14 protein-coding genes and 1 riboswitch are annotated in these 15,876 nt (G+C 42.8%); of the genes, 5 read left to right on the forward strand and 9 right to left on the reverse strand.

Going from position 1 to position 15,876, the window contains the following annotated elements:
• Positions 1-91: 91 nt before the first annotated feature.
• The gene (locus DWW91_RS03255) at positions 92-2,443 is read right to left on the reverse strand and encodes an FtsX-like permease family protein (RefSeq protein ID WP_122326930.1); all 2,352 of its coding nucleotides are present in this window, start codon (positions 2,441-2,443) and stop codon (positions 92-94) included.
• Between the two features lie 201 nt (positions 2,444-2,644).
• On the opposite strand from DWW91_RS03255, the gene DWW91_RS03260 reads away from it, so the two are divergent.
• Positions 2,645-3,631, forward strand: coding sequence for a PAS domain-containing sensor histidine kinase (locus DWW91_RS03260; RefSeq protein ID WP_010800904.1), 987 nt, complete (start codon positions 2,645-2,647; stop codon positions 3,629-3,631).
• Between the two features lie 10 nt (positions 3,632-3,641).
• On the opposite strand, the gene DWW91_RS03265 is transcribed toward DWW91_RS03260, so the two are convergent.
• Both DWW91_RS03265 and DWW91_RS03270 read right to left on the reverse strand, forming a co-directional pair.
• A complete protein-coding gene (locus DWW91_RS03265) occupies positions 3,642-4,424 on the reverse strand; it encodes a bifunctional 2-polyprenyl-6-hydroxyphenol methylase/3-demethylubiquinol 3-O-methyltransferase UbiG (RefSeq protein ID WP_122326931.1) in 783 nt (260 codons plus the stop codon).
• 93 nt (positions 4,425-4,517) lie between these two features.
• Positions 4,518-6,164, reverse strand: a complete 1,647-nt coding sequence (locus DWW91_RS03270) for a sigma-70 family RNA polymerase sigma factor (protein WP_199722546.1) — start codon at positions 6,162-6,164, stop codon at positions 4,518-4,520.
• Between the two features lie 204 nt (positions 6,165-6,368).
• Here DWW91_RS03270 and DWW91_RS03275 point away from each other — a divergent pair, with 204 nt between their 5' ends.
• The 3 genes from DWW91_RS03275 to DWW91_RS03285 all read left to right on the forward strand — a co-directional run bounded on the left by DWW91_RS03275 (position 6,369) and on the right by DWW91_RS03285 (position 8,839).
• Positions 6,369-6,719 (forward strand): hypothetical protein, encoded by a 351-nt coding sequence (locus tag DWW91_RS03275; protein ID WP_228100050.1) that lies wholly within the window; start codon positions 6,369-6,371, stop codon positions 6,717-6,719.
• A gap of 195 nt (positions 6,720-6,914) precedes the next feature.
• On the forward strand, positions 6,915-8,198 hold the full coding sequence (locus DWW91_RS03280; protein WP_122326933.1) for a hemolysin family protein: 1,284 nt from the start codon (positions 6,915-6,917) through the stop codon (positions 8,196-8,198).
• An 8-nt stretch (positions 8,199-8,206) separates the two neighbouring features.
• Positions 8,207-8,839: a DedA family protein gene (locus tag DWW91_RS03285; RefSeq protein WP_122326934.1), complete on the forward strand. Its 633-nt coding sequence runs from the start codon at positions 8,207-8,209 to the stop codon at positions 8,837-8,839.
• Positions 8,840-8,951: 112 nt separating this feature from the next.
• On the opposite strand, the gene DWW91_RS03295 is transcribed toward DWW91_RS03285, so the two are convergent.
• From DWW91_RS03295 to DWW91_RS03310, 5 genes are all read right to left on the reverse strand, one after another.
• Positions 8,952-9,575 carry a TIGR00730 family Rossman fold protein gene (locus DWW91_RS03295; RefSeq protein WP_010800910.1) on the reverse strand — a complete coding sequence of 208 codons (624 nt, stop codon included), beginning with the start codon at positions 9,573-9,575 and terminating at the stop codon, positions 8,952-8,954.
• 162 nt (positions 9,576-9,737) lie between these two features.
• A complete protein-coding gene (locus DWW91_RS03300) occupies positions 9,738-11,258 on the reverse strand; it encodes a BACON domain-containing protein (RefSeq protein WP_122326935.1) in 1,521 nt (506 codons plus the stop codon).
• An 84-nt stretch (positions 11,259-11,342) separates the two neighbouring features.
• On the reverse strand, positions 11,343-11,471 hold the full coding sequence (locus DWW91_RS28290; protein WP_255420015.1) for a hypothetical protein: 129 nt from the start codon (positions 11,469-11,471) through the stop codon (positions 11,343-11,345).
• Positions 11,472-11,482: 11 nt separating this feature from the next.
• On the reverse strand, positions 11,483-12,535 hold the full coding sequence (locus tag DWW91_RS03305; protein WP_233584405.1) for a winged helix DNA-binding domain-containing protein: 1,053 nt from the start codon (positions 12,533-12,535) through the stop codon (positions 11,483-11,485).
• A gap of 1 nt (position 12,536) precedes the next feature.
• The gene (locus tag DWW91_RS03310) at positions 12,537-12,722 is read right to left on the reverse strand and encodes a hypothetical protein (protein ID WP_010800915.1); all 186 of its coding nucleotides are present in this window, start codon (positions 12,720-12,722) and stop codon (positions 12,537-12,539) included.
• A gap of 107 nt (positions 12,723-12,829) precedes the next feature.
• A riboswitch (FMN riboswitch) is annotated at positions 12,830-12,956 on the forward strand.
• 127 nt (positions 12,957-13,083) lie between these two features.
• Here DWW91_RS03310 and ribB point away from each other — a divergent pair.
• The gene (gene ribB, locus DWW91_RS03315) at positions 13,084-13,719 is read left to right on the forward strand and encodes a 3,4-dihydroxy-2-butanone-4-phosphate synthase (protein WP_009860077.1); all 636 of its coding nucleotides are present in this window, start codon (positions 13,084-13,086) and stop codon (positions 13,717-13,719) included.
• A 62-nt stretch (positions 13,720-13,781) separates the two neighbouring features.
• Here ribB and DWW91_RS03320 read toward each other — a convergent pair whose 3' ends face one another.
• Positions 13,782-15,836, reverse strand: a complete 2,055-nt coding sequence (locus DWW91_RS03320) for an alpha-L-fucosidase (RefSeq protein WP_122326937.1) — start codon at positions 15,834-15,836, stop codon at positions 13,782-13,784.
• Positions 15,837-15,876 lie beyond the last annotated feature (40 nt).

Consider the following 15,876-nt stretch of genomic DNA (forward strand, 5'->3'; position numbering starts at 1 on the left):
GATTACAAATATACTTATTTCCTGATATCTAGAAAGTAATATACTTTTTATTAAGAAGGATTTCAAGTGCTGTGCCCGGCAAAGCTGCTTTTTACTCATTCCTCAACGCTCTAACCGGATTTCCGGAGGCTGCCTTAAAGCTATGCCAACTAACAGTTAATAACGTTATACCGACAACAATTAATAGAGACATAATATATGTCCAGACGCTAAAACTCGCCCGATAAACAAAACTTTGCATCCATTGATTAAGCAACCACCAGGTTATAGGGACAGCAACAACGAAAGCAATCCCAATCCATATAATAAACTGACGATTGAGCAGTTTTATAATCTGCCAGGTAGTCGATCCGTTCACCTTTCGGATTCCGATCTCTTTTGTGCGTTGTTCGATAGCGTACAGCGCCATACCAAAAAGCCCAAAACAGGTGAGCAGAATACTGATAACTGAATACATCATCAATAAATCGGACAATTCGAAAAGTTTCTTATTATTTCCCAGCACTTTGTCATACAAGCTCTCATGTTCAAGGTAATTCCCAGGATAAAGCTGATCCCATTCCTTATAAATTTGTTTGATAACCGAAGCATTTCCGGGAGCTATGCGGACTTTTAAATCAGTTCCATCCCTGGCAAAGCCAATAATACCTTTATCGACAGGCGTTTCAAGGCTATTAGAAATATATAGCTTAAAATAATCTTCAACAATCCCGGCAATAACATGATCATCACCAAAAGGAGGACGGTCCTTCAACCGGGGTTCGTATTCTTTTATAAGATTCCCGACAGGCAGTTCTCCATCCGGAAACAGGCTCTGAGCCCAGGTACGGTTCAGATAAACCGGATGCGGATACCTTTCTATCGCTTCTTTCCAGGGCAGACCTTTCAATAGCTTATAGCCCATAACTTCCATTATTTCTTCATCACCATCCTCTGAAGTATAAGATTCATATGTACCATCCGGCGAAAACTCACCGAGAGGCCATTCATATATGGGATTGCTTAATGCCACCGCCTGTATGCCCGAAAGAGAACCGATATTTTCTTTAAGTCGTAACATAGATGTCTTGTTATCTCCGACTGAGAAAATATAAATACCTTTATAATTTTCTGCTTTATCATATAAAAGTGAGATTTGCCGCCGTACGGAAATATTACCGATTATCAGAATAAATGAAATAACGAACTGAACGATAGCCAGCGAGGTTATGATACGTCCTTTTGCTTTTCCCCGGTAGAAATTGTTATACCGGGAAATCGACATTTCCGGTAAACGCCGGCTCATATACAAAGCAGGAATACACGCCAATAAAAGAATAAACCCGAATGTAACCGGCAGCATCTGACTACTATACAGAAAATTAACCGAAACCTGAATAGACATGATGCGATTCATTATCCCCAGCAGATCGAATTGTATCAGTTGTGCAATCAGGAAACCGAAACCAACAGTCATAAATGTATCAGCAAATAATTGCATGCTCAATTGTCCGCTTCCTGCCCCCATCAGTTTCTGTATATGCAGGGAATATAACTGTTTGAATACACGTGAAAAGCTTAGATTAACATAATTGAAACAAGCTATGACCAATATCAGAATAGCAGAAAAAAGAGCGATAAACAGTAATGTCGTATTTGGTTTCTTCAACGATGACGGGAGCGTTACCGTATCAAAACAAGCCTGTTGAATAGTGAGGAGTTCATTCTCAAAATCCTGACCATCACTTCTCTGAAGAACCAAACGCCCTGTTTTAGCCTGTAAGTCGGGAACGGAGACATTCTTTTTCAGCAGAAAGAAGTTTAATCCGGAAGAGGGATCGCCAAAGAATAAAGCATCAAAGCCGAAAGCCGCCTGGCTATTATCTTTTACCACAGCAGAAACAGTAAACGCCAATAAACCTTTTTCATCCCCGAAATCACCAGGGCCGAATAGCATCTGAACCGTTTGTCCTATCGGGTCACTCTCTCCGAACAAACGTTTTGAAAAAGATTCTGTCAGGACGATCCGATCCGGCCCCACCTGGGCATCCGCAAAACTCCCCCTTACAATTTTCTGAGGAAAGAATGAAAGGAAAGCACTATCCGACTCTATTACTTTGATGTCTTTGAAAAAATTCTCTCCGGCTTTACAATAGGTAACCATGAAATAAGGATGCACCCGGCACGCTTTATCCAATTCCGGGACACGCTCGAGTAACTGGGAAGTGATATCCCGTGAGACCGTATTAAAGGCAGTCATTCCTGCCCCCGAAATAGTTTGTTTAACCACTACCATCCTATCCTTATTCGGATTCTCCTGTTCTATATTATACTCATGGATAACGAAAGCGGCCAGCAAATTGGTACAGGCGATACCGACTGCCAGGCTGAGGATAGAGATTACAGTAAATGTTTTATTACGCAACCAACTCCGAAATATAAGATTGAATGATATGTTCCCCATGATATTTCTGTTTTGGGCCAAAACTAATCAGTCTCTGTCTGCCTGACAACAAAAATAGCATTCCTTTGTAACAACAAGATGAAATCGTCTAAATTTTAGACAATTCCGGGATTTGATTACTAAAAAACCATACATCCAATTAAAAGCAGACCACTTTACATTTACCTTGTCGGTTTAAATTGTACTTTTGTGACAAAGGATATGTTGAATCGCAGATTACACCGGATCATTATCGGAGGAATAACAGGAATCGTGTTATTCTCACTCATAGGTGCCTGGCTTTTAATCAGCCGGACTTCTCTTTTTTTTGCTTTTGTCTGTATCTGTATGATTATAGCTTTGGCTATTATGCTGATAAGGAAAATGGACAAGACAAACCGCCAGCTGGAAAGCTTCTTCAGCGCAATCAATAACAACGATTTCAACGCCCACTTCACAGAAAAAGGGGACGATAAATTCCTGAACGGGTTATTCCGGGAGATGAACCGGATTATCACACAATTTGAAAACAATCATACCGAATTAGAGGAACGGCGATTCTATTACGAGAGTATCATTCGGGTATTGACACATGAAATCAGAAACTCCATTACACCGATAGCCTCCTTGTCGGCCGACCTGATCAAATATAATGATGAATATGGTAAAGAAGGGACAATCGACGGGTTGCAAACCATTAACCAGCAAGTGCAGCAACTAAATATTTTCCTGAATGCCTATCACCGGTTAACCCATCTCCCTGACCCGGTCAAAGCAAAAGTTCAAATCAGTTCTTTGTTCGACAAGCTTGAACGGTTATTGAGTTCGGAACAAGGCAGTGAAAACATTCGCTATATTTCACCGGAAAACATAGAAATCCTACTGGATCAAAACTTAATAACACTGGCACTCATTAATCTTATCCGCAACGCCTTACAGGCCACAACCAATACCCCGGAACCACAGATTAGGATTGAGGCAGGGAAAAAAGCCACTTCTTCATTCATACAGATAACTGATAACGGGGAAGGCATTCCGGCAAACCGACTGGAAGATATCTTCATTCCCTTTTATTCCACCAAAAAAGAAGGAAGCGGAATAGGGTTGCCACTATCCCGGCGCATTATGCAACTCCATGGCGGAGAACTTCTTGTGAACTCAGAACCCGGAGAAGGAACAGTGTTCCGCATGACATTCCCCGGTCATTGACAGATCTGAATTATTCATCCCCTTTCTTCAACAAATAAAAGCAGCTTGTACTAAAGAAGTTTCTCAGATACGGAACGGAAGAAAGAACTCTACCCAGCTTTCGTGGTGATAATCCGAACTTAACCTCATAATGCGGATTTATAAAAAATAATTGCTGGTCAACAATCTGATATCCCGTCTGTTTTACAAGATTCCGGAACATTTCAATGGTGCATTTCGTTTCTTTAATACTCAGCAACTCCTTTATTGTATCTTCTTCTTCACCGCCTGTATCCAGTATCCATTTATATAAAGTCCGTGGAAGCAAATGTATGAAAGGAAGATGGGAAACAACCCTGCCCCTTGCTATCTGCTGATGCCCTCCGAACGGCATCTGCCAAGCAGGGAAGGCAATAAAAATGACCCCGCCAGCCGACAGATAACTTTTCATACCGGATAGGAACTTGGATTTGGTTTCGATATGTTCAATTACATCGTGTATCAGGATTAGAGGGAAATGTTTTTCCAGGTCTTTTAACCGAAAAATATCAGAAGCAATAAAGGTTCCTGTTTGATTCCTTTGGGCGAAGAATGCCCGGGCTTGTTTTATCCGCAGAGGGGCAATGTCCACTCCGACTATTTCACAACCCGACTCGGCAAAAGGAAGCAGATTACCTCCTTCGCCACATCCCACTTCCAAAACTTTCTCCGGAAGGTCGCCAACTATTCGCTTTATATACGGAATATAATATTTCCGGGTTGTCTGTGCCTGTTCTTCAAAATAACGGTCACGGTTGATATGTCGTTCCTGCATCTCTTTTCTGTTTTTAAATATCTATAAGTATGATATTCTTTCAGGCAAAAGACTGCGTGGTTAAATCATTTTATTGAAACTTATTGTTTTTCCCTACCAACTGAAACGCAAACCGACAGGAACCGTGAATGTCACCGGGTGCTCTTTCCGGATAGTACGCAACCCGCTTCCGTCAGGAATATAATAATTGACAGTAGGCTCTATATAGAGACTGATGCGGGGAGTGAAATGATATTGTACACCTGTACTGGCATTAATCGACCATTGTAGAGGTACATTCAATGACTGACGCCCCATGCTCATAGGTATACTGTCCGTTATATGAGAAGTTTGAAGTGTCCCTTTTAACGGAATATCAAGTTGCATACCGGCTGTCGAGTAAAGCGAGAAATTCCTGAAATTACCCCAGCAATAAGAGACACGGAAAGGAATTCCTATATAATGGATTCTTTGTGTTTCCTGAATACGGAAATCATTACCTGTAGTAAAGTCGGATTTCAGGAAGGTGTATTGCAATCCCGTTTCAAGGCTCCAGCGTTCGTTTAGTTTTTTGTTTGCCGAAAGCCCAATGGTAACAGGAGAATAGTGATGTTGACTTTCTACAATATCTCCCTGATTGTTTTTTGCGATATTTATTATCGTAACTGAATCGCCCAAAGTACCTTCCTGATAACGGGTGTTCAGGTAAGTGTAATAATCCTCCCAGGTACTTACCTGCTGAGGAAGATCAGCCCCTACTCCACTGTCAGAATGGGGAGTAGCAATCAGTTTGTATATATTCTGAGCCAGTTGTGGACCCAACGAACCTGCCAGCATAAACTTCCAAACTCCTGCTTTCTTTTTACGTTGCACGGAGACAAAGTTTCCTTCCGGACACAAACCGGAGATAGTCGCACTTGGCAAATCAGAAACAAACAACGGTTTATTGACAGGTGGCACACTTATCGTAATATTTCCGACAGGTAAGATAGGCGGAACTTTTCCTGCGTCCGCCAGCGGTGGCGCACTAATCAGTCCTGGCAATTGCGAACGTTCTCCCGTACCGGGACAAACCTTCTGTTCCAGGGAATCGGTCTGCCTGTCTTCCTTCCTTTTTTCAGCTTTCGGCTGACGCATCGCCATCTTAGGCTGATGGCTTTGTTGTTTCTTTTTCCAGGGCAGATAATTGTAGAACAGCGGGACAAGAAGCAGCAGCAATATTATAATAACCAGGCGACAATCGACAATCATTTTTCTCAGCAACGCTTTCGCACGATACAATTGCGAAGATGATGAATGAGGAGCTATATGCAACAAGTCACCTATCTCTTTATGAGGTAACCCTTCAAGTACCGCCAGTTTGAACACCTTTGAATAACCATCAGGAAGCCCTTCCACCAATTCCATCAATCGGTCATACGATACCAAATCAGCCATGAAAGGACTTTCCGCCGGTTCATCTTCTTCAGACATTTCAGACAAAGGGATAGTATTAACCATGTTGTTTTGACTGAGATAATGAAGTGCGATATTCTTCATCACGACTCCCATCCAGCTTTCCAGCCTCTCCGGATTACGCAATGAGCCAATGGAAGTAAAGATAACAATGAAACCGTCATGCAGCAGGTCTTGTGCAATTTGTCTGTCGGGCACATAACGAAGGCATATCTTCATCATCTTTCCCGAGTAAGTTTTATAAAGCTGGTTTAATGCCTGCTCGTCACCTTTTTTGCACAAATCTACAAAGTCCTCTCTGTCCATGTCCCACAACATCATATAACTATGATGCGCTAATATGGAAAAGACTGCATGGGGTTTGCACTTTTTTTATTCTCACATAAGAAAGATACTCAAATAGATGGATGTTAAAGCAAATTCGTTAAAGTAACACAAAAACGCGTTGAATACTATGTACCGAACAGACGAATATGTATTTTCGTACCCAAATTAGCTGTACATTATTGCATGGCATTTACGCAACATACGATTTATACTGTCAAAGCACGGGCAATCTGTATCATCATGTTATTCCTGGTGTTACTCGATGTATTCGGATACGTTGTGCCCAATTACGATACACAGACAGCAGACCAGACGGAAATTTCCAACCAGGCGGAAGATACCGATGAGCCGGGTAATACGGACGAATTGTTTTACCGCAACGGGAACCGCCCCGTTCATCCTCTGATTCCGGTTTGTTCCGTACCGCTTCCCGACCTGTTCACACAGCTGGTTCATATTAATTACTATACCCCCGTTAACAACAGGCCTGCCCCACGGCAGATACATTCCTTGTTCTGCACATTCCTTATTTAGTACACAGCCATATTCTTTCACCGGACGAAAGCATAATATCATATATTATAAGACTGCTGTATCATATATTGTGATACTCCGTTCTCATATATTATAATATTCTTGTATCATATATTATGATACTACCATCGTATGCAAACCCTCCGGCCCCGCCCATAAGACATTTAAATAATAAACTAAAACAGTATCATTTTCATGAACGAAATAATAATAATCATTTCACTTATCCTATTGAACGGCATATTTGCCATGTCTGAAATCGCATTAATCTCCGCCCGCAAATCGAGCCTGAACACTGACGCAAAGAAAGGCAGTAAAGCGGCTAAACTAGCCCTGAAACTGGCAAATGAGCCAGATCGTTTCCTCTCGACCATTCAAATCGGCATCACACTGATTGGTATCCTGACCGGTATCTATTCCGGTGCAGCTTTGACGGACGACTTCTCGGTTATCCTGAAGAATTGGGGAGTATCCCCTCTTTACGCATCCCTCATTGCCCAGGGGTTGATTGTTGTAGCCGTCACTTACCTGACCTTAATATTCGGCGAACTTGTTCCTAAAAGAATCGGTTTGAGTATTGCAGAAAAAGCTTCCAAAGTTGTTGCCCGCCCGATGTATATCTTATCGCTGGCAGCCGCCCCGTTTGTATGGCTGCTGTCGAAAAGCACTTCCTGCATGTTCAATCTGCTGGGCATAAAGGACTCGGATAATAAGGTGACGGAAGAAGAAATCAAATCAATCGTACAGGAAGGAAAAGAAGGCGGTGAAGTACAGGAAGTAGAACAGGACATCGTCGAACGTGTTTTCATCCTGGGCGACCTGAAGGTCAGTTCCATTATGACACAGCGGAATGAAATCATCTGGCTGGACCTGGATATGGATAAGAAGCAAGTGAAAAAGACCATCGAACAGGACTTATATGAAATGTATCCGGTGACCGGCAAGAAAAAGGGAGACGTGGAAGGAGTCATCTTCCTGAAAGACCTGGTTCTCCATCTGGATACACCTGATTTCAATCTGGAATGTATCGTCCGCCCAGCTTTCTATTTTCATGAGAACATGAGTGTTTATAAAGTGCTTGAAGAAATGAAAGAACAGGGAATAAGCCGCGCCCTGATATGCGACGAATTCGGTATGTGCCAGGGAATTATAACACTCAGGGATATTCTGGAAGCCTTGTTAGGCACCATCAACGATACGCAGAAGGAACCGGAGATTATCCAACGGAGCAACAACGACGGCTGGCTGGTCGACGGACAGTGTTCTTTTTATGATTTCCTGTCTTATTTCGATAAAGAAGATTTATATGAAAGATGTAACTATCATACGGTAGGAGGATTATTGCTGGAACAGTTGGGACATATCCCCCAATCCGGGGAACAAGCCGAATGGAACAACTTCCGCTTTGAGATTGTTGATATGGACGGAGCCAGAATAGATAAAATCCTGGTTCAGGTACCCAACGATAATAATGCATAAAATACCCTATGGACTTTTCAGATCTGATCCAATGGTGCCTGGAGCACCTCAGCTATTGGGTGATTTTAATCCTCATGATACTTGAAAACTCGCTGGTTCCGCTACCATCCGAGTTGATCGTCACACCTGCCGCCTACAAGGCGGCAAACGGTGAGATGAATATTTTCCTCGTGATACTTTTCACAACCTTGGGAGCGCTCATCGGGGCGTTAATCAATTACCATCTCGCCTTCTTCGTCGGCAGGCCCATCGTCTATAAATTTGCCGATAGCCGTTTCGGCCATCTGCTCGGCATAAACCGGCAAAAGATAGAGTATGTGGAGGCATTCTTCCTGAAACACGGCAAGATATCGACCTTCTTCGGAAGATTAATACCGGCCGTGCGACAGTTCATTTCCATCCCTGCCGGACTGGCACGAATGCGGCTTCCCGCCTTCATCCTGTTCACAACACTCGGTTCGGCCATCTGGAACAGTATCCTGGTTCTGCTCGGATATTACCTGGCACAGATACTTCCTGAAGACCGGTTACTGGAAGAACTGGAGAGATACAGCAGAGAAATAAGCTATGTTTTTGTGGCATTGGTAACACTCGCCCTCATTACCTGGTATCTGAAAAGGAAACTAAAAGCATGTCGATAAAACCCTCGCTACACGTAAAGAAAAATATACGGCCGAAGCACGGGAGAACTTCTCCGGGAATATTTTCGTCCCTGAGGATATGGAGATAATCAAATTATAAAACCGGCAACGATCATTTATTCAAAAGTCCCGCCCTGTTCAGCCACTTACCGACTGACGGGGCTTCGTATTTTCTCATTTTATCCAGCAGGTCTTCTATATTGTCGCTGACCAGAAGCATTTCCCTGTTTTCTTTTCGGAGGAATCCTCTGTCGACCATTGTATCGACCAATGCCAGAAGGGCATCATAGAATCCGTCTACGTTCAAGAGAGCCACAGGTTTCCGGTGAAGACCTAACTGGGCCCAGGTCAGCATCTCAAAAAATTCTTCGAGTGTACCGAAACCTCCCGGAAGGGCAATGACACCATCAGAGAGTTCATTCATTTTCGCTTTCCTCTGATGCATGGTATCGACCATCACAAGTTCCGTCAGATTTAAATTGGCAATCTCCACTTTCTTCAAAAAAGCAGGTAAGACCCCGATGGCTTTGCCTCCATTTTCCATGACTCCGTTGGCAACAGTACCCATCAATCCCACATTGGCCCCGCCATAAACCAATTCAATGTTTTGAACGGCCAACGTCTTTCCCAATTCGTAAGCCTGTTCTTCAAATATCCGCTCTGTCCCACGGCTTGAACCGCAAAAAACGGAAATTCTCCTGATTACTTTCTTCTCTGCATCACTATTTTGTAACATACGTATATATTTCGTTTGTATCCGTTTATCCGGTCATCGGACAACTTACAAAGATAAACTTTTTCCGGCAGCCTTTTCTATGAAACAAATTCAATAGATTTCCATTATCTCTTTCCAACCTGCAACTCTCCGGTAGGCAGAAAATTAGAAAATGATAAAAGACTATTCTTCCGCCCTAAAAGTAAACGAGATATTACCTGGCGAATTATCCAGGTAGTTTGCTAATGTGAATTCGAGCGGATAAATATGATCGGCTCCCGCATTAATTCCATCTTTGTAGGCATTCACTACATCCAGACTCCCTTTTTGGACCTGCACATTCTTATCTTCATCAAAATAAACATAGCAGAGATCCACTGTCGAAAGCAGACTGGTTTCTTCCGGAGACAACGGTTCATCAGCCAACACCTTATCTATCGCTAATTTAACATCACGCGAATCTGTGTCCGATTCAACGATCAGCAATCCGACCCTACCATAACCGACAGAAGAAACATACGAAGCGCCTTTTGCTTTATCTGCATCTTTCAGTTCTTCCTTTATAAGCTTTTTCGGAATATCTATATCTAACGTAAAGAAGGTCCGCTTGAATGAATAAATTAATCCATACTTCCGAGTCATTTCTTTTTCCTTGAAAGAAACATCCGACATGATTTCGTCCAGCTTCACTCCCAGGTTAACCATCCCGACAGTATGCAACTGCTTATGAGTATAAAATTCAAACTGGCCTTTATCTTCAACCAAAGTACCACTTTGGGTGGATATATTCCCAACGATTTGCCGGGCAAATGTTTCTTGCTCTATCGGTGATGGAATATAGGTTTTCATAACTTCAGCAACAGGAGCAGATGTTGAAACGGTAATCGGATTGAAGGTATAACCAGTTAATTCAGGTATATTGGTATTGGATTGGGTTGTATGACAGACAAGGTTTCCTACATAAATCTCATCCCGGATAGCCGGATTTATAAATAAGTTGTTAGTCAACACTGAATACAGATCCTGATTGGATGACATTTGTTTAAAACGGAAAATAGGCAACCACGGTAACCGGATAACATCACTAAGTCCAAACTGATTGATAAGCAAATCACTCTGCATATTTTCCCCTATAATTGACACGTATAAATGCCTCATACCCGGATTACGATTTTCTTTCACCTCGATAGTTATTTCAGCAGAACCTTCACCTGAAGAAGGACTGACAGAAATCCACCGATAGAAATTCTCAGACATTTTCCATGGTCTGTTGGTGGTCAGCTTTATACGTTTTATCCCTGCACCAGTAAACATTTGTACTGGATTTTGACTCAGTTCAATAAAAGGATCTGCTTCTGCCAGGCTCAATTGTTCCACTTCCAACGTCTCCGTTGCTTTTCCATGGGAAAACCGCAGAGAAGCCTTTCTTCGCTCAGCCCCTTTATTTTCTGCCACCTTGATAGTCACCATGCCATAACCATCGCCCGATGTAGGGCTGGCCGAGATCCAATCCGGAATATCCTGAATCTCCCACAGACCATTCGCCATAAGATCTATGCACTCTTCCCCTCCTTCCTGATTTATTAAGAGAGAAGTTGTATACAATTCGAGCATATCTTTTTCTCTTTCCAGCTTACTACAGGAAATGGATATTGTCAGTAGGAAAAGATTGATTATTAAAAATAGAAACGGTCTGTTATTCATTGTTCCAAGAATTTATACATCACATAGATAAACAGGCGGCAAGTTATAAAAATATTTTGAGAAACATGATCTGACAGTAAAATATCAACGAATTATAACCTTTTCCATCAAAATCATAGAAAGACCTCCCATCTTTTCTTTCGAAACGATATGGTAACCTACTTTTTCGTACAGATGTAAGGTATTATTATCTACCAATACCGTTAATTTCATAAATTTCTCAATTAAAAATTATAAAAGGCCTTATATCTCTCCCCGGCCTCTTCCAATGATTCTTTATTTAAATCCGGACATTCGATGAAGAAGGATGTTTCAAACGAAATTCCACCTTTCTTTTTTACTTTTTTCCAGTTACCGACAATCTGCCCGTTATATAAAATGACCGGATAAAATATACCGAAATTATTAAAGGCCTTCGGATGGTGTTCTTTATCCATCGCAGCGGTACGATCTTTGTAACTGATAAGATATTCATCAAAAGGAGGCATAAAATGTAATACATTGCTAGCCCTGAACTTTTTGTCCCACAGCTGATGGAGAAACAATTCCTGCGAGGCAAATTTCTCTTTATTCAATTCACCGTCGATTGCAGCAATTGCCTGACGTGCCTCTGCCACAGGTAAGCCCGACCACCAGACAAAATCACTCAGGCTGGCCGGCGAATGGCTTCTGAAATATTTTCTCGCAAGCAAAGCCAATGCTTCCTCCTTATGTAATTCTTTAACCTTAGGGGCACGTTCTTCCAATAGAGCATAGGTCGCCTTTTCTTTTCTATCTGCTCCGCTGCATATAATACCTTCCTGTTCTGCCCGTGTGAAAAGATAACCTAATTTAGGAGAATCAGGCATAATACCAGCCTTCACAATCTCATCTTCCAATTCTTGTTTTGTAAGATGGTTATTACCCTCCAATACCTTTTGAAACAAATCATTCGCTTTGGTGTAGGTACTTTCAGGAATATCCACTCCATTACCTTTAGCAAAGGAGTTGCATGCTGCTATGATCCGTCGCGATGATAACTTCAGCATCCAACGGATATCTTCCGCCGCTACCAGATGCCAGGTGGGACGCATCACATGAGTCCGCAGAATATCTCCCCGCTGATACGCATCGTTAATAGTCTGTAATGTAGCTGATTTCAGCCGTATTCCCAGCGCCCACTTAACCATTCTATACTCTTGTGCCTGGACAGCTCCCATCCAAGAAACCAAATCCTTGGGATCTTTAAATTCCGGACGAACTAATTGCTGACTTCGCAAACGGATATCGGTGAGCATCTTACTCATATTTTTTGAAGTTATACTTATTACGCAATAGCTGTTGCTCATCCGCATCCAACGACGTGAAATAGGCTTTCCAACCCGGACAATAATCAATGTGCCAACGCCAGAAACGACCTAATAATGACCGTGGATTTTTTTCAAATTTCGCCCGTATCGGGCATTTGCTGCAATTGTGTCCCATGATATTTTATTGATTAATATTTCTACAAATATAATTATTGTTTTCAGAATTGCACTTTTAATCTGTTTATCCTGTTTGTTTTCCTAATTCTTTCTATTTTTGTGACCAGTATTCTTCGGGGCAGGGTGTAACTCCCTACCGGCGGTGACAGTCCGCGACTCCTCTGCAAAACAGGGGACTGACCTGGTGGAAATCCGGGACCGACAGTTAAAGTCTGGATGAGAGAAGAAGACAATAACGATAGTACGACAATTCTACCGGCATAGTCATTATGCAGGAAAAATGTTGTATATAGTATTCCCTCCTGCCCTGTAGCAATATGTTAACGATTTAACAACTACTTAAATTACAGGGTTTGAAAATGAAAACGATCAAAAATTTCGGTGTTGACTACAAAGAACGTGTAGAAAAGGCGATCAGCTGTTTACAGGCAGGAAAAGGTATTCTGCTGGTCGATGACGAGAACAGGGAAAACGAAGGAGATATTATTTATTCCGCAGAAAAGATGACAGTAAAAGACATGGCTTTGATGATCCGTGAATGCAGCGGCATCGTATGCCTGTGCCTCACTTCCGAAAAATGCAGATCACTCGGTTTGCATCAGATGGTAGACGACAACACCAGTAAGAACCAGACAGCATTCACCATCTCGATAGAAGCCAAAGAAGGGGTAACCACCGGAGTCTCGGCTGCCGACAGGATACAAACGATAAAAACGGCAATTGCCCAAGACGCCAAACCGGAGGACTTATCCCATCCGGGACATGTTTTCCCCCTGCAAGCCAGAGATAACGGCGTTTTAGAACGAAGGGGCCATACCGAAGGAAGCGTAGACCTGGTGAAACTCGCCGGTCTAGGAGACACAGCCGTTTTATGCGAACTGACAAATGAAGACGGGACAATGGCACGCATGCCGGAAATCATTGATTTTGCAGAAAAACACGGGATGACAGTCGTCTCGGTCGACGACATATGCCGATTCAGGACAGAGGCTTAGTTTCGCAAAACAGCAAGGACCTTCACAAGCCCTTGCTGTCACCATCAATTATGTTGAATACCTCAATCTTCTGTAAGCACAGAAAATTCAGCAATTCCAACACGTTTAGCATTATCCACTATTCGTGTTGCCTTAAAGATTAATTTTTGACCTTTCACAGGATTAAAATGTATTTCCTGTTCTATCGGATTGTTTTTGATATTCGAAAATTCACCGGAAGCAACTATTTTACCATCTACCAGTAGCTGATAATTGGAGATATGACCACTCGCATCACGCCCTTGATTCGGAGTATAAACAAAACCTTTGATCACATGCGGTTCAGCCAGTTCAATCGCCAACTCATTTTTACCTTCCGGCAGATAATAAGTCGAATAACCGTTCCCGTCAAAGAGCAAAGACGTACGATCATCGACAGGGTTTACAACTTTATAATCAGTAGCCGGAAGATCGAAATATCGCATGCCGACCGGTCCCGTTTTACCCGATTGAGGATCGCAAGTAATGGCTTTTACGGTTCCTTTTGTATCCCATATAAACGGTGTCTCATATTTTGCAGATTGGGCAGTCGGTTCCGTTCCATCCGTCGTATAATAAATATCGGCACCTTCACTTTCTGTTCCGATGCGTACTTCGTTTTGGGCATTACGCATAATATAGGGTTGTTCCAACAACGGAGGGGCCAGGAAAGCCTCCACATTATTAATACACAACGGACCTTTCGATTCTGTAAAACTTATACGGAGGGCATCCGCCGGAGTTGTTTTAAAACGAACGATACGTTTATACCCGATCGTCGAAAGCGTATCGGCTGTTTCAACAGGCATCCATTTCCCGTCTTTCTCTACTTCCAACGTAAAAGCACAAACACGTTGCCCCAACGGGATATATTCCTGTATCAGCACACGGTTCAGAGATGTTCCGGCAGGTAACGGGAATGTCAACGTCCCGGTTGTCACGCCATCAGAGGTAGCCCAATAAGAATCCCAGTTACCATCTGTTACATTGCCAGCTTTATACGTTCCACTACGAGTTTCACTGGCTTTCGGTTTGATATCTTTCAGTAAATTATCTTTCAAATCTGCCGTGATGGTGTGATACCAGTCGACAGCACGTGCCGAATCGACCGGATGAATCTGTCCGCTCAAAGCGACCGGGAAATTTAACAGGAAATTGGCATTATGACCGACACTACGATAATAAAGATCCACCAGATTAGGAACGGTACGAACCTGATGGTCTTCGCGATGATGATAAAACCATCCCGGACGGATAGAGACATCGCATTCTCCCGGCAGCCATTTATCACCGTCTTTCATTCCCCACTGGGCCTGGCTGTAATGTTCTTCTTTATCGTATGAATAAGCAGACCAGTTCGTTTCGCCCGCCCAGCCCGACTCATTACCGATCCAGCGGATATCCGGAACGGTTCCACCAAAGATCATGGCATCCGGATGCTTGGATTTAATCATTTCGCGGGCCGTCTCATAGCCGTAATATTCTTTCGGGTTAATGGAACGGCTTTCGTCGGCACCGCCGTACCATCCGTTTCCGCCATTTGCCCCGTCGAACCAGAATTCGAACAGCGGACCATAATTGGAAATCAGTTCGTTGATCTGTTCATGATAAGTTTTCTGATAACCTTCCCGTCCGTACTCGGCATTATGACGATCCCAGGGAGAGAGATAAAGGCCGAATTTCAGTCCGTATTTCTTACAGGCATCCGATAGTTCACGGACCATATCGCCTTTTCCGTCTTTATAGGGAGAATTTGAAATATTATAATCGACCGTTTTTGTAGGCCACAGACAGAAACCGTCATGATGTTTGGCTGTCAGTATCACCCCTTTCAGTCCGGCCGCCTTAATGACACGCACCCACTGTTCGCAATCCAGGTCAGTCGGATTGAATGTTCCGGCAGGCGTATTCCCATAGCCCCATTCCAGATCGTTGAACGTATTCAGTCCGAAATGTACAAAAGCATAGTTTTCCATTTTCTGCCAGGCAACTTGTTCCTGAGTCGGAACAGGCAAAATAGGAGCTGGTGGTTCCGCGTCTTTACAAGACAAGAATGTACAAGCACAAAGGCCAACAATTAATATATTACTTGCATTCATAGTATTTTCATGATTTAAAAGAGACAAAAAGGGGCTGCAT

The organism is Parabacteroides sp. AF17-3, from assembly GCF_003635445.1.
Lineage (GTDB): Bacteria > Bacteroidota > Bacteroidia > Bacteroidales > Tannerellaceae > Parabacteroides > Parabacteroides goldsteinii.